This window comes from Streptomyces sp. NPDC043427 (genome assembly GCF_056436655.1).
Genome location: NZ_JBWKCC010000028.1, coordinates 122,169 through 136,374 on the forward strand (window position 1 = coordinate 122,169; position 14,206 = coordinate 136,374).

General features: G+C 71.0%; 16 protein-coding genes and 1 pseudogene. 10 read left to right on the forward strand and 7 right to left on the reverse strand.

The window, feature by feature from the left end:
• The first annotated feature begins 92 nt into the window (after positions 1-92).
• Together AC067M_RS34225 and AC067M_RS34230 are read left to right on the forward strand one after the other, a co-directional pair.
• Positions 93-422, forward strand: coding sequence for a plasmid mobilization protein (locus tag AC067M_RS34225; protein WP_478700918.1), 330 nt, complete (start codon positions 93-95; stop codon positions 420-422).
• Entirely contained in the window at positions 419-904 is a 486-nt protein-coding gene (locus AC067M_RS34230) for a hypothetical protein (RefSeq protein WP_478700919.1), read from the forward strand. Before AC067M_RS34225 ends, AC067M_RS34230 begins: the two co-directional genes overlap by 4 nt.
• A gap of 139 nt (positions 905-1,043) precedes the next feature.
• On the opposite strand, the gene AC067M_RS34235 is transcribed toward AC067M_RS34230, so the two are convergent.
• A complete protein-coding gene (locus AC067M_RS34235) occupies positions 1,044-1,733 on the reverse strand; it encodes a hypothetical protein (protein ID WP_478700920.1) in 690 nt (229 codons plus the stop codon).
• Between the two features lie 799 nt (positions 1,734-2,532).
• Between AC067M_RS34235 and AC067M_RS34240 the strand changes: the two genes are divergently transcribed.
• Both AC067M_RS34240 and AC067M_RS34245 read left to right on the forward strand, forming a co-directional pair.
• Entirely contained in the window at positions 2,533-3,447 is a 915-nt protein-coding gene (locus tag AC067M_RS34240) for a HipA family kinase (protein WP_478700921.1), read from the forward strand.
• Complete coding sequence (locus AC067M_RS34245; RefSeq protein WP_478700922.1) at positions 3,444-3,719, forward strand: Rdx family protein; 276 nt, start codon at positions 3,444-3,446, stop codon at positions 3,717-3,719. The genes AC067M_RS34240 and AC067M_RS34245 overlap by 4 nt, the downstream gene beginning before the upstream one ends.
• An 8-nt stretch (positions 3,720-3,727) precedes the next feature.
• On the opposite strand, the gene aceB is transcribed toward AC067M_RS34245, so the two are convergent.
• Together aceB and AC067M_RS34255 are read right to left on the reverse strand one after the other, a co-directional pair.
• On the reverse strand, positions 3,728-5,365 hold the full coding sequence (gene aceB / locus AC067M_RS34250) for a malate synthase A (protein WP_478700923.1): 1,638 nt from the start codon (positions 5,363-5,365) through the stop codon (positions 3,728-3,730).
• A 199-nt stretch (positions 5,366-5,564) separates the two neighbouring features.
• Positions 5,565-6,176 carry a nucleotidyltransferase family protein gene (locus AC067M_RS34255; protein ID WP_478700924.1) on the reverse strand — a complete coding sequence of 204 codons (612 nt, stop codon included), beginning with the start codon at positions 6,174-6,176 and terminating at the stop codon, positions 5,565-5,567.
• 199 nt (positions 6,177-6,375) lie between these two features.
• Between AC067M_RS34255 and AC067M_RS34260 the strand changes: the two genes are divergently transcribed.
• Complete coding sequence (locus tag AC067M_RS34260; RefSeq protein WP_478700925.1) at positions 6,376-6,690, forward strand: DUF5955 family protein; 315 nt, start codon at positions 6,376-6,378, stop codon at positions 6,688-6,690.
• A gap of 16 nt (positions 6,691-6,706) precedes the next feature.
• On the opposite strand, the gene AC067M_RS34265 is transcribed toward AC067M_RS34260, so the two are convergent.
• Genes AC067M_RS34265 through AC067M_RS34275 form a run of 3 tightly spaced genes read right to left on the reverse strand, consistent with a single transcriptional unit; the run spans position 6,707 to position 8,262 of the window.
• A complete protein-coding gene (locus AC067M_RS34265) occupies positions 6,707-7,015 on the reverse strand; it encodes an antibiotic biosynthesis monooxygenase family protein (protein WP_478700926.1) in 309 nt (102 codons plus the stop codon).
• A gap of 38 nt (positions 7,016-7,053) precedes the next feature.
• Positions 7,054-7,428: a hypothetical protein gene (locus tag AC067M_RS34270; RefSeq protein ID WP_478700927.1), complete on the reverse strand. Its 375-nt coding sequence runs from the start codon at positions 7,426-7,428 to the stop codon at positions 7,054-7,056.
• A 36-nt stretch (positions 7,429-7,464) separates the two neighbouring features.
• Positions 7,465-8,262: an IclR family transcriptional regulator gene (locus AC067M_RS34275; protein ID WP_478700928.1), complete on the reverse strand. Its 798-nt coding sequence runs from the start codon at positions 8,260-8,262 to the stop codon at positions 7,465-7,467.
• Positions 8,263-8,509: 247 nt separating this feature from the next.
• On the opposite strand from AC067M_RS34275, the gene allB reads away from it, so the two are divergent.
• Positions 8,510-9,850 carry an allantoinase AllB gene (gene allB / locus AC067M_RS34280; protein WP_478700929.1) on the forward strand — a complete coding sequence of 447 codons (1,341 nt, stop codon included), beginning with the start codon at positions 8,510-8,512 and terminating at the stop codon, positions 9,848-9,850.
• A gap of 55 nt (positions 9,851-9,905) precedes the next feature.
• Entirely contained in the window at positions 9,906-11,021 is a 1,116-nt protein-coding gene (gene alc / locus AC067M_RS34285; RefSeq protein ID WP_478700930.1) for an allantoicase, read from the forward strand.
• Between the two features lie 154 nt (positions 11,022-11,175).
• On the opposite strand, the gene AC067M_RS34290 is transcribed toward alc, so the two are convergent.
• On the reverse strand, positions 11,176-11,922 hold the full coding sequence (locus AC067M_RS34290; RefSeq protein WP_478700931.1) for an SDR family oxidoreductase: 747 nt from the start codon (positions 11,920-11,922) through the stop codon (positions 11,176-11,178).
• Between the two features lie 100 nt (positions 11,923-12,022).
• On the opposite strand from AC067M_RS34290, the gene AC067M_RS34295 reads away from it, so the two are divergent.
• The 3 genes and pseudogenes from AC067M_RS34295 to AC067M_RS34305 form a co-directional block, all read left to right on the forward strand.
• Positions 12,023-12,841, forward strand: a complete 819-nt coding sequence (locus AC067M_RS34295) for an AIM24 family protein (protein ID WP_478700932.1) — start codon at positions 12,023-12,025, stop codon at positions 12,839-12,841.
• An 86-nt stretch (positions 12,842-12,927) separates the two neighbouring features.
• Positions 12,928-13,554 (forward strand): dihydrofolate reductase family protein, encoded by a 627-nt coding sequence (locus AC067M_RS34300; RefSeq protein WP_478700933.1) that lies wholly within the window; start codon positions 12,928-12,930, stop codon positions 13,552-13,554.
• A 141-nt stretch (positions 13,555-13,695) separates the two neighbouring features.
• Positions 13,696-13,950, forward strand: a pseudogene (locus tag AC067M_RS34305) (ribonuclease domain-containing protein); the annotation flags it as partial.
• Positions 13,951-14,206 lie beyond the last annotated feature (256 nt).

A 14,206-nucleotide genomic window follows, 5' to 3' on the forward strand; every position in this document is an offset into this window, starting at 1 on the left:
CATCGACGCCCCCGCGCTTCGTGAGAGGGCGTGCCCGGTTGCCCACCTCGACCGCCCTCGCACCGTCGTCATACGCGTATTACGATGCCTTTGTGGCAAAGACGCGGATCAGCATCAGCTTGGAGCAAGACCAGGCCGAACGCATCAGGCAGCACGCGGAACGGGCGGGTATGGACGTCTCGGCGTACCTGGTGCATGCCGCGACGCGCCAGATGGCTGAGAGCGATGCCATAGAGGAACAGTTCGCAGAGGTGGACGCACTCATCGCCCGAGCGGAGGGGGCAGCGGACGGGCTGCCCGCCGAACCCGTCCCGGAACCGGCCGCCGAACTGACGGAGCAGGAACGCCGCGAGGTGGAGGAGGCCCTGGGTCTCGTCCAGGGCCGGGACCGGCAAGGCCGCCGTCCGGGACACGTCGCGTGAGCGCACGGGTGCCGGTCTACGACACCGGCATGCTCATCGCACTCGCCGACCGCAAGGCGAAGGCGGTGGCTCTCCACGAGGGACTGCGCACGGTCCCGCACCGGGCGCTGGTGCCCGGACCGGTCCTCGCCCAGGTGTGGCGCCCCCAGCCGGCGCTGGTGCACGCCCTGTCCGGCGTCCTGAAGGACTGCACGGTCCCTCAGGCCCGTACGTCCGAGCCGCCCATGCGCGAGACGAAGGCGGGCCGCCCGGAGTGTCTGGCCTGCGCGACGGGCCCGGACCTCGCCGACTGGCGGCGCATCGGCACCGCTCTGGGACGGGCGGCCCTCCCGGCGAAGAAGCGGCCGGACGCCGTGGACGCCTGGGTGACACTGGCGGCGGCCCGGCACGGCAGCGCAGTGATCTTCACTACCGACCCGGGGGACATCCACGCCTACCTGACGGTCCTGGCGTCGACGGACGTGCACGTGGTCGCTGTCTGATGACCGAGAGTTATGCCCCGTCCCGTCCAGCGGCCGCGCAGGGCGGTGAACGACCGCGGTGGCGGAGGCGGGGTGCTCCACGCCCTTCAGTACGCTGAAGATCAGTCAGGCGAGACGGACTTCGGCTGTGTGCTGCGAGTCAGTCGTGCCACGACGTCGAGGGTGGGCCAAATGCGCGACGACCGGCCCTTACAGCCAGAGTGGCCATGGCAGCGTTGGCGCCGCCACCGATCACCGCGCCGATACCGAACGGTGCCACTCGACCGAGAACGATGATTCCCTGCTTGGTCCCGTACTTGGTGACGAAGTTCCTCCCCAAGATCTTGTTGATCTGACGCAACGTCTCGACGGGCACCTTGGCGACAACCTGACGTCCCCAGTGTTGCCCCGTACGCTCGGCGACCTTGGTAATGGTGGCGGAGCCGCTCCCGCCGAGCATGATTCCCATCACGATCGTTCGGCGGCGCTCGACCTCGTCGATGGGGACTCCGTGGACTTCGGCGAGCGAGAGCGCGAACAGGGCGCTCAGTTCAAGAGACGAGAGAGCCTCGCCTGCCGACAGTGCCAGTGCGACTCCGGTGCCGACGCCGGGCGCGGCTGCGGTTCCTCCAACCGCAGCACCCGTCCCGGTCAAGGCGCTGACGTACATCCGCTCCAGATTGCGGATCACCTGTGCTGGTGTCGCCTCCGGGTTCCGCTGGCGAGCCCGGGCGATGTTCTTGCGTACCAGTTGGCTCTGGCTGTCGATTGCCTTGTCCAGGAGGTCGAGGACTCGCTGCCCACGTCCGTCTTCTGCCGGAACCGGTCCGTCGTGGGCACCTGTTGACATGCGTCGAGCTCCTTAGATCGTTACGTCCCAACTGAGTTTCCCACTCAGGCTGCCGGTTCTGGCACGCTTTCCCGACAGTTGCTACCTGTCCAGGTTCGGAGCCGTTGCGGTCCGCCCCATCGACTGCGGGATCACTGGCAGCACCTTCCAGTGCTTCGTCGAACCGATTCAAGCGCGGCGGCGGCTCACCCGGGCGTCTGGCCTGAACTCATCGGCCATGGCGGAGGGTTGTGCTCAGCCGCCTGCCGCGTACCGGGTGAACCGCGCCCAGCCGTCGCGGTCAGATCCGCCCGCTGTGCGTGTCCGGGCCGGGGGTCTGGCAGGCGCATTCGGCCCAGATCGTCTTGCCGCCGGGCGGATACGGCTCGACGCCTCAGCGGTCGGCGAGGGCGGCGACCAGGAGCAGGCCGCGGCCGGATTCGGCGTCCAGGCACGTTCCGCAGTCCGCAGGCGGCGACGGGAGGCGCTCGCCCCGGGCATCGGTGACGGCGATGCGGAGCAGGCCGGCCGCGGTGTCGAGGATGAGGGTGAGCCGGAAGTCGCGGCTGTGAAGACTGGAGTCCCGTGGTGGCGCTCGGGCACTCCTCCCCGGCTGTCACGCTTGGTTACGATGTTCACTTCATGCCGGAGGCCGGAAGCAAGGGAGCACAGCCGTTGACGGACTGCTGGGGAGAGGGAGACGAGGATGTCAGCCCACACTTCTCCGATTCTCCCGCAGGCTGATCGGCGAGGTTTGCCTGGATGGCAGCGCGTTGGAGCTAGCCGTGAAATGTAAGGCCAATGAGCCCTGGAGCCTTGGATGCTGAGGGAGATCACCGCCACCCGCTACGTCGCCCCCCTGCGCTCCGGCGGCTCCGTCCCCGGAGTCGTCGAGGCCGACGACCTGGGCACGTACGTCGTGAAGTTCACCGGCTCCGCGCAGGGCCGCAAGGCGCTGGTCGCCGAGGTGATCGTCGGAGAGCTGGCACGCGCCCTCGGGCTGCGGTTTCCCGAGCTGGTTCTCGTGCACTTCGACCCGGCGATCGCCGACAGCGAGCCCCACCAGGAGGTTCGGGAACTCCACGGGGCGAGCGCCGGAGTCAACCTCGGCATGGACTACCTGCCGGGCGCGAAGGACTTCACTCCGGAGGTCGCGAAGACGTTTCGGGTGGACCCGCTGGAGGCGGGCAGGGTCGTCTGGTTGGACGCCCTGACCGTGAACGTCGACCGTACGGTCCACAGCTCCAACCTGATGATCTGGCCGACGTTCGGGACCGTGCCGCCGCGCCTGTGGCTGATCGACCACGGCGCCGCCCTGGTCTTCCACCACCGCTGGGACGCCTCCGACCCGGCGAAGGCGTACGACTTCCGCCATCACGCCCTGGGCCACTACGCGCCCGACGTGCGCGCTGCCGACGCCGAGCTGGCGCCGAAGGCGACCGAGGAGCTGCTGCGGTCGATCGTGGCCGAGGTCCCGGACGCCTGGCTGGCCGACGAGCCCGGCTTCGCGACCCCGGACGAGGCCCGCAGCGCGTATGTCGACTACCTCCACGCCCGCGTGCGGGCGTCCGAGCAGTGGCTCCCCACGGACTTCCCCACCGGGGAGGAACTCGCCGCCGAGGAGGCCCTGCGCGCGGCGAAGACCCAGCAGGGCCGCCCGAAGTGGCTGAAACGGGTCCCCGACCTGCACGGCAAGCCGGCGGCGGAACAGGATTGGTCGGTGCACCTCGGATGACGGACGTCCAGCGCGTGGAGATCGAGTACTGCACCCAGTGCCGCTGGCTGCCCCGCGCCGCCTGGCTCGCCCAGGAACTCCTCACGACCTTCGAGGCCGAGCTGACGGACCTGGCCCTCAAGCCGGGCCGGGGCGGGGTCTTCGTCGTCCGCGTGAACGACGAGGTCGTCTGGGACCGGCGGGAGCAGGGGTTCCCTGAGCCGACGGCGGTGAAGAAGCTCGTACGCGACCGAGTGGCCCCGGGGAAGTCCCTGGGCCACTCGGACAGGTGAGGGAGGGCTCAGCCGCGCAGTTGCTCGTACGCGGGCAGTGTGAGGAAGTCCGCGTAGTCCTCGTCGAGGGAGACCTGCAGCAGCAGGTCGTGGGCCTGCTGCCAGTGGCCGGCCGCGAAGGCCTCCTCGCCGGTCTCCGCCCTGATGTTCGCCAGCTCCTCGGCGGCGACCTGGCGGGCCAGCTCGGGCGTGGCCCTCACCGTGGTGCCGGTGGCGTCCTCGAACTCCACGCCCGCGTTGATCCACTGCCAGATCTGCGAGCGGGAGATCTCGGCGGTGGCCGCGTCCTCCATCAGGTTGAAGATCGCGACGGCGCCCAGGCCGCGCAGCCAGGCCTCGATGTAACGGATGCCGACCTGTACGGCGTTGACGAGCCCGTTGTACGTCGGCCTGGCGTCCAGGGAGTCGACGGCGATCAGGTCGGCGGCCTTGACGTCGACGTCCTCGCGCAGCCGGTCCTTCTGGTTCGGCTTGTCGCCGAGGACCCGGTCGAAGGACTCCATGGCGATCGGGACCAGGTCGGGGTGGGCGACCCAGGAGCCGTCGAAACCGTCGTTCGCCTCGCGGTCCTTGTCGGCGCGGACCTTCTCGAAGGCGACCTTGTTGACCTCCGCGTCCCGGCGTGAGGGGATGAACGCGGCCATGCCGCCGATCGCGTGCGCGCCGCGCTTGTGGCAGGTACGGACGAGGAGTTCGGTGTACGCCCGCATGAACGGGGCGGTCATCGTGACCGCGTTGCGGTCCGGCAGGACGAACCTGGCTCCGCCGTCACGGAAGTTCTTGACGATGGAGAACAGGTAGTCCCAGCGGCCCGCGTTCAACCCCGAAGCGTGGTCGCGGAGTTCGTAGAGGATCTCCTCCATCTCGTACGCGGCCGTGATGGTCTCGATGAGCACGGTGGCGCGGACGGTGCCCTGCGGGATGCCGAGGTGGTCCTGCGCGAAGACGAACACCTCGTTCCACAGGCGGGCTTCGAGGTGCGACTCGGTCTTCGGGAGGTAGAAGTACGGGCCCTTGCCGAGGTCGAGCAGACGTTTGGCGTTGTGGAAGAAGTACAGGCCGAAGTCGACGAGGGCGCCGGGGACCTGGGCGCCGTCCGCGTCGACCAGATGCCGCTCGTTGAGGTGCCAGCCGCGCGGTCGCATGACAACGGTGGCGAGCTCGTCGTCGGGGCGCAGAGCGTACGACTTGCCGGACTTGGGGTCGGTGAAGTCGATGTTCCGGGTGTAGGCGTCGATCAGGTTGAGCTGACCGAGGACCACGTTCTCCCATGTCGGCGCGGAGGCGTCCTCGAAGTCCGCGAGCCACACCTTGGCGCCCGAGTTGAGGGCGTTGATGGTCATCTTGCGGTCGGTGGGGCCGGTGATCTCCACCCGGCGGTCGTCGAGGGCCGCGGGGGAGGGGGCCACCTTCCAGGAGTCGTCGGCGCGGATCGCGGCGGTCTCCGGCAGGAAGTCGAGCGTGGACGTACGGGCGATCTCGGCGCGGCGCTCCGCGCGGCGGGCGAGGAGCTCGTCACGGCGCGGTGTGAACCGCCGGTGCAACTCGGCCACGAAGGCGAGGGCCGCTTCGGTGAGGACCTCCTCCTGTCGCGGCAGGGGCTCGGCGTCGACGATGGCCAGCGGGGACGGCGCTGGTGCGGACATGAGCTGTCACTTCCTTCAGCGAGCTGCGTGCGAGCTTTGGCATCGGGTGCCGGTCGACCCGGGTGGTGCGGGAAGCGCCCGCGGAGCCCTCGGGTGCTTCTGAACAGTGGATAGTAGTTTCCTCATGGTGGAAGTTCAATCTTTTGTTGATGTCAAGATCCTTCGGGTCGAGGAAGGGTGGTGCTCAGTGCCGGGCCGCTCACTCGAGGTGGGCGAGATCGGCCTCCGTGTCGATGTCGTAGGGGCGCGCCACGTCCCCGCACTCGACAAGCGTGATCGCGTCCTCATGGGCCTTCAGATAGGCGCGTGCCCCCCGGTCGCCGGTCGCCGTCGCGGCGACGCCCGCCCAGTGGGTGGCACCCAACAGCACGGGATGCCCGCGCACTCCGTCGTACCCGGCCGAGACCAGTGACCTGTCGTCCCGGTACGCGGCCACCACCCGGGCCACCGCCTCCGGACCGATGCCCGGCTGGTCGACGAGCGAGACCAGCGCCGCCCGCGCGCCCGTCCCGGCGAGCGACGCGAGCCCGGCCCGCAGCGACGACCCCATGCCCCGCTCCCACTCCGGGTTCTCCACGAGCACGCACCCGTCGAGCGCCGCCCGCTCCCGTACGACATCCGCGGCCGCACCCAGGACCACGTGCACGCGGGCACAGCCGGCCGTACGCAGCACCCCCACCGCGTACTCGACGAGCGGCCGCCCCCGATGCCCGAGGAGCGCCTTGGGCCGCCCGCCGAGCCGTCGCCCGCCGCCCGCGGCGAGGACCAGACCGACGACCAACCCGGCGACCGGGTCTTCCTTTTGCGTCATGCGTCCTGCATACCTGACCCTGCGGCGACCGCACGGTTTCCGCGGGCTGAATTTCGGTCCGCGCGGTGGCGCACCCGGCCCGGGTGGCGTTTACTGACCCGCGTCCCCCGGTGCCCGACCGACGCCACGGGGTGGTCGGCGGAAGCGGGGGCGGGGATCACGAGGCATGTGCACGACGGCGTTTCCTGGGGGGAGAGCTGTGTTGCGGAGCTTGGGACAGAGACCAGTGACCGGCAGCGACGAGGATCCGAGGGTGACAGGACTGCGGACCGCCGTGTCCCGCCTGCGCCGTGAACTCGCCGCACATCCCGCCGACTTCCCCGACCGGGCCATAGCGGAGGACGAGCTCGCCGCCCTCGCCGCGATGGCGACCCACGGCAACCCGGAGATCCCCCGGCTGCGCCGCTCCTTGCTCCTGATCGCCGGCGCGATCGGCTCGGTGAGCGCGCTGTCGACGAGCCTCGGGAACGTGCGCAGCGCGGTGGAGCTGTTCGGGGAGCCGCCGCGCCGTTGAGCGGCCGGCCGGGCGTTCAGACGGCGCAGGCCAGCTCGTAGCCGCCGCTGTGCATGTCCTCACACAGGGCGCGGCAGGCGTCGAGCCGCTCGGTGAACCCGGGGGAGTTCTGCCAGGCGCGCATCGACTGGAGGTCCTCCCAGGCGGCGAACGACACGAAGGAGGCGGGGCTGCCGAGGTTGCGGATCAGGCGGGCGCCGAGGAATCCGTCGTGGTTCTCCTTGGTCCAGGTCAGGAACTCCTGCCAGCGCTCGACGAACTCCTCGCCCTGCCCCACCTTGACGTGCCAGTTTCCCGAGGACCACGTCTTGCTCTCCTGCAACATGGGTCCACCTCGCTCCGTAGCCGGTCTCTGGCCACAGGCTACGAGCCACCCGCCCGCCCCGCCCCCGGAGAAGGGCCGAACGGCTCGGCGCCGCAGACCTGCCCGCGGACCCCTGGAGCGTCGGCCGAGCAGCAGGCGCCGGCTCGCCGGCCGGTGGCGGACGTACCGCCGGACATGGCGGTCGGCGTCTGCAACTTCGGTGCGGCGCCGCGGTACGTGACGGTCTCGGCCCGGCGGACGGGCGGCGGCTGGGCCGTGCGGTCGCGGGGTGCGACGCGGGCGCGGGTGGCGGCCGGGGGACGGGGGACGGTGAGCGTCGGCTTCCGGGGCGTCGCCGGGTGGACGAGCGGCCGGCGTTCACGGCGCAGCTCGACGACGGCGCGCGCGTGCCGGTGTCCGTGGCGCTCGTCCACCTCAGGCAGCGAGCGACCCGGTCCGCCGGAGAGGCGTCACGCGGGCGGCGTCGTGTTCGCCAGCGCGTCCGAGAGTTCCACCGCCACCTGCTGCAGCACCGGCACGATGCGGTCCGTCGCCGTCTCCGTGACCCGGCCCGCCGGGCCGGAGATGGAGATGGCCGCGGCGGTGGGGGAGTCGGGAACGGAGACCGCCAGGCAGCGCACGCCGATCTCCTGCTCGTTGTCGTCCACCGCGTAGCCGAGGCGCCGCACGTCCTGGAGCGCGGCCAGGAAACCGTCCGGAGTGGTGATGGTCTTCTCCGTCGCGGCGGGCATGCCGGTGCGGCCCAGCAGGGCGCGCACCTCGTCGTCCGGGAAGCCCGCGAGCAGTGCCTTGCCGACGCCCGTGGAGTGCGGCAGGACACGCCGGCCGACCTCGGTGAACATGCGCATCGAGTGCTTCGACGGCACCTGCGCCACGTACACGATCTCGTCCCCGTCGAGCAGCGCCATGTTCGCCGTCTCACCGGTCTCGTCGACCAGGCGGGCGAGGAAGGGGCGGGCCCAGGTGCCGAGCAGCCGGGAGGCGGACTCCCCGAGACGGATCAGGCGCGGGCCGAGCGCATACCGGCGGTTGGGCTGCTGGCGGACGTAACCGCAGGCCACGAGGGTGCGCATCAGGCGGTGGATGGTGGGCAGGGGGAGCCCGCTGCTCACCGAGAGTTCGCTCAGCCCCACCTCGCCGCCCGCATCCGCCATCCGCTCGAGCAGGTCGAAGGCGCGCTCGAGGGACTGGACCCCGCCACCGGCGGACCTGGCGGAGTCGGTGGTGCTGGCGCTGGACGTCGGCACGGCGCGTTCCTTTCGGGACTGGCAGGAGGCTGAAGCCTACCCGGCAGTCGGTTGACTCCCCGCTTGTGCGTGGCTACGTTCTGCGTGCCGGAATTCCTCTTCCGTCTTGTGGAAAGCTACAGGAGGGGCGCAGGAGGTGCACTGTGGAGAAGTGTGCCCTTGACGGCGCGTGGGCGGGAGTGAAGACTCCTTCAACAGAAAGTTGAATTCCGTTACGCGGAAGTTACGGCGGCAGAGAGGGGCCCGGGTGTCCGACGCTGAACTGGTGCTGCGTTCGACGCGCGTCATCACTCCCGAAGGGACGCGCGCCGCCTCGGTCGCCGTGTCCGACGGCCGGATCACGGCCGTACTGCCCCACGACGCGCCCGTGCCGGAGGGTGCCCGCCTGGAGGACTTCGGCGACGACGTCCTGCTGCCCGGCCTGGTCGACACCCACGTCCACGTCAACGACCCGGGCCGCACCGAGTGGGAGGGCTTCTGGACCGCCACCCGCGCGGCCGCGGCCGGCGGCATCACCACCCTCGTCGACATGCCGCTCAACTCCCTCCCGCCGACGACCACGGTCGCCCACCTCCGTACGAAGCAGGAGGTCGCCGCCACCAAGGCGCACATCGACGTCGGCTTCTGGGGCGGCGCGCTGCCCGACAACGTCAAGGACCTGCGCCCGCTGCACGACGCCGGGGTCTTCGGCTTCAAGGCGTTCCTGTCGCCGTCCGGCGTGGACGAGTTCCCGCACCTCTCCCAGGACCCGCTCGCCCAGTGCCTCGCTGAGATCGCCGGCTTCGACGGTCTGCTGATCGTGCACGCCGAGGACCCCCACCACCTCGACGCCGCCCCGCAGCAGGGCGGCCCCAAGTACGCCGACTTCCTCGCCAGCCGCCCGCGCCAAGCCGAGGACTCCGCCATCGAGGGGCTCATCGCACAGGCGAAACGCCTCCACGCGCGCGTGCACGTCCTGCATCTGTCCTCCAGCGACGCGCTGCCGCTGATCTCCGCCGCCAAGGCGGAGGGCGTCCGCATCACGGTCGAGACCTGCCCCCACTACCTGACCCTCACCGCCGAGGAAGTCCCGGACGGCGCCAGCGAGTTCAAGTGCTGCCCGCCCATCCGCGAGGCCGCCAACCAGGACCTTCTCTGGCAGGCCCTCGCGGACGGCACCATCGACTGTGTGGTCACCGACCACTCCCCGTCGACGGCCGACCTCAAGACCGACGACTTCGCGACGGCCTGGGGCGGCATCTCGGGCCTCCAGCTCAGCCTGGCGGCGGTGTGGACCGAGGCACGCCGGCGGGGCCACGGCCTGGAGGACGTGGTCCGCTGGATGTCGACGCGCACGGCCCGGCTCGTGGGACTCGACGCGCGCAAGGGCGCCATCGCGCCGGGCCACGACGCCGACTTCGCCGTCCTCGCCCCCGACGAGACCTTCACCGTGGACCCGGCGGCCCTCCAGCACCGCAACCGCGTCACGGCGTACGCGGGCCGGACCCTGCACGGCGTCGTGAAGTCCACCTGGCTGCGCGGCGAACGCATCGTCGCCGACGGCGAGTTCAGCGCGCCGAAGGGACGACTGCTCACCAGGCCCCACTGACCCGCGTGCACCCGCGCCCGCACCGGCCGACTTCCGAAAGGCAGCCCTGATCACTGTGACGGCGATACCTCGTTTCACCGGCGACGCGAGCCCCTACGGAGGCGGCGACCCCTACGCGGACCACCGCACCGCCGACTTCCCCTTCACCCACCACGCCAACCTCGCCGACCGGCAGCTCGGCGCCGCTGTGATCGCCGCCAACGACGAGTTCTTCGCCCAGCGCGAGAATCTGCTGCTGCCCGGGAGGGCCGAGTTCGACCCCGAGCACTTCGGGCACAAGGGCAAGATCATGGACGGCTGGGAGACGCGCCGCCGCCGGGGCGTCTCGGCCGAGCATCCCTGGCCGACGGCGGAGGACCACGACTGGGCGCTGGTCCGCCTCGGCGCGCCCGGCGTCATCCGCGGGATCGTCGTCGACACGGCCCACTTCCGCGGCAACTACCCGCAGGCGGTGTCGATCGAGGGCACGTCGGTGTCCGGCTCCCCCTCCCCGGAGGAGCTCCTCGGCGACGACGTGAAGTGGACGACGCTGGTCCCGCGCACCCGGGTCGGCGGCCACGCGGCGAACGGCTTCTCGGTCTCCGTCGAACAGCGCTTCACCCACCTGCGCGTCAACCAGCACCCCGACGGCGGCATCGCCCGCCTGCGCGTGTACGGCGAGGTCGTCCCCGATCCCGCGTGGCTGGCGGTGCTCGGCACCTTCGACGTCGTCGCCCTCGAGAACGGCGGCCGGGTCGAGGACGCCTCCAACCTCTTCTACTCCCCGGCGACCAACACCATCCAGCCGGGCCGCTCCCGCAAGATGGACGACGGCTGGGAAACCCGCCGCCGCCGCGACCAGGGCAACGACTGGATCCGCTACCGGCTCGTCGCACAGTCCCAGATCCGGGCCCTGGAGATCGACACCGCGTACCTGAAGGGCAACAGCGCGGGCTGGGCGTCGGTGTCGGTGAAGGACGGCGACGACGGCGACTGGCAGGAAATCCTCCCCCGCACCCGCCTCCAGCCCGACACCAACCACCGCTTCATCCTCCCGACCCCGGCAGGGGGCACCCACGCGCGCGTGGACATCTATCCCGACGGCGGCATCTCCCGCCTGCGCCTGTTCGGCTCCCTGACGGAGTACGGCGCGAACCGGCTTTCGGCGCGGCACCAGGAGTTGGGCGGCTGAGACGGCCCCGCGGCTTCACACGCCGGTGCGGGACCGATCAGCCCGTCCGGCGTTCGAGGACGAGGCCCGTCCAGGGCCGAAGCGGGGGTCCGGGGGCGGCAGTCCCCGGAGACGGGAAGGGTAGGGGCAGCGGGGCGAACCCCCTACCGAACCCTCACGCCGCGTGCCCCCCGTCCACGGCGAACTCGGCACCCGTGACGTAGGCCGCCCCCGCCAGATGAGCCACCGTCGCCGCCACCTCCTCACGCGTCCCGAACCGCCCCACCGCCGTCATCGCCGCCTGCCCCGCCGCGAACGGCCCGTCGGCGGGGTTCATGTCCGTGTCGATCGGTCCGGGGTGCACGACGTTCGCCGTGATCCCACGTGACCCCAGCTCCCGGGCCAGCGCCTTCGTCAGCCCGACGAGCGCCGACTTGCTCATCGCGTAGAGCGTGCCGCCGGGGCCCGGAACGCGCTGAACCATGCAGCTGGCGATGGTGATGATCCGGCCGCCGGCCGTCATGCGGGCGGCCGCGGCCTGGGAGGTCAGGAAAACGCCCCGGACGTTCACGGCGAGCACGCGGTCGACGTCGGCGAGCGACAGGCTCTCCATGGGCCCGAGCAGGCCGACGCCCGCGTTGTTCACGAGCACGTCGAGCCCGCCCAGCGCCTCCGCCGCCAGGCCCACCGCGTCAGCCGCCTCCGCCGCGTCAGCGGAGTCCGCCCGCAGGGCGACCGCCCGTCGTCCGAGGGCCTCGACGGCGCGTACGACGTCCGCGGCCGCCTCCTTGCCGTTCACGTAGGTGAGGGCCACGTCCGCGCCCTCCCGGGCCAGCCGCAGAGCCGTCGCCGCACCGATGCCGCGGCTGCCGCCGGTCACCAGGGCCACCTTGCCGTTCAGGGTTCCGTTGTTCGTTGTCATGGGTCCATTCCAGCGGCCGGCGCCCCGAAGCACTGGCGGCGAACGGACGTCGACCTCACGGCCTCGGAACTCTTCCCTCCACCTCCCGCGTTCTCCGGTCGTGACTCTTCAGCAAGAAATCGTCGGCAACGCCATGCAGATGGCGGTCGTCACCCTGAACCCCGGCCAGACCGTGTACTGCGAGGCCGGGAAGTTCCTGTTCAAGACGGTGAACGTGACCATGGAGACGCGCCTGTCCGGCCCGTCCGGCAGCAGCAGCGGCGGCGGCTCGGGCAACGGCGGCAGCGGCATGGGCGGCATGCTGCGCCAGGCCATGGGCACCGCCATGCAGGTCGGTCAGCGCGCCCTCGCGGGCGAGTCCCTGGCGTTCCAGTACTTCACCGCCCAGGGCGGCGAGGGCACCGTCGGCTTCGCGGGCGTGCTCCCCGGCGAGATGCGCGCCCTGGAGCTCGACGGCACGCGCGCGTGGTTCGCCGAGAAGGACGCCTTCGTGGCCGCCGAGTCCACCGTCGACTTCGGCATCGCCTTCCAGGGAGGCCGCACCGGCACGAAGGGCGGCGAGGGCTTCGTCCTGGAGAAGTTCACCGGCCGCGGCACGGTGATCATCGCCGGGGCGGGCAACTTCATCGACCTCAACCCGGCCGACTTCGGCGGCCGCATCGAGGTCGACACCGGCTGCGTCGTCGCCTTCGAGGAGGGCATCCAGTACGGCGTCCAGCGCGTCGGCGGCCTCAACCGCCAGGGCCTGATGAACGCCGTGTTCGGCGGCGAGGGCCTGTCCTTGGCCACCCTGGAGGGCAACGGCAGCGTGATCCTCCAGTCCCTCACCATCGAGAGCCTCGCCAACGCCCTGAAGAAGGCCCAGGGCGGCGACAAGCAGGGCCCGACGGGCGGCCTGTTCTCGACCAACGCGGGCTGAAGCCATGAGTTGCGGGCGCCGGTGGGGTCTGAGCTGATGACAGATGTCGTCCAGCGACCCCACCACCCGGAAGGCAGGCACCCCCCATGGGCAAGCTCGTCCTGACCACCTTCGTCACCCTCGACGGCGTCTACCAGGCCCCCGGCGGCCCCAGCGAGGACATCACAGGAGGCTTCGAGCAGGGCGGCTGGAGCGTCCCGTACGGCGACGAGGACTTCGGCCGGTTCGTCACCGAGGTCTTCGACCGCGTCGGCGCGTTCCTCCTCGGCCGCCGCACCTACGACATCTTCGCCTCCTACTGGCCGAAGGTGACCGATCCGGCCGACCCGATCGCCTCGAAGCTGAACGGCCTGCCGAAATACGTCGCCTCCAGCACCCTCACCGACCCCGACTGGGCCCACACGACCGTGATCGCCGGCGACCTCGCCAAGGAGGTCACCGCCCTCAAGGAGCGCACCGACGGCGAACTCCAGGTGCACGGCAGCGGCGCCCTCGCCCGCTCATTGCTCGCCCTCGACCTCGTCGACACCGTCCACCTGCTGACCTTCCCGGTCGTCCTCGGTGCCGGCCGCCGCCTCTTCGCGGAGGGGGCCCTCCCCACCGCCTTCCGCCACACCGCCGGCCGCATCACCGCCGCGGGGGTCTCCATCCAGTCGTACGACCTGGCGGGCCGTCCGGAGTACGGCTCCTACGAGCTGCCGGAGACGGCCTGACCCCCCGTGGGCCGTGGCCGCGTCGCTCCGGCCGCGTCCTCGGCCCGCAGGTTAACTTCCCGAAAACTCACCGGACTTGCCGGGAGAATCCTGTTCCTTGTCATTGACATGCCATCTTCTACGCGCGTCATCATGAGGTCCATGAGATTCCCCCCACGCATCACCCGCATCGGCGGCGCAGCCGCCCTCCTGAGCGCCCTCCTCGTGGGCGGCACCGTCTCCGCCCCCACCGCGGGCGCGGCCACCACGGCAGTCGGCAGCATCTGCTACGGCGACCTGCCCTCCCAGACGTACGACACCCTGGAACTGATCGAACAGGGCGGGCCCTACCCCTACTCGCAGGACGGGAGCGCCTTCCAGAACCGGGAACGCGTCCTGCCCAGGCAGTCCTCCGGCTAGGGTCTTTCGTTTGGATCAGGCCGGATCAGGGAGCGGGGTCCGGTGCCGTGCGGCGCAAGGCGGAGGAGGGCGGCAGGGTGGAGCCCTGCCGACCGACGACAACGCGGCGAGGCGCGGTGCCGGGGCCCGCGAGCCCGGCCTGATCCAAACGAGAGGCCCTAGTGTCCTGCGCCAGTAGTTGATCGTTAGTAGTTGCGTGACTTCTGCTGCTGGTGCGTCAGTTCCTCGTCGGGGCCCGAAGCTGGAGCCGTTG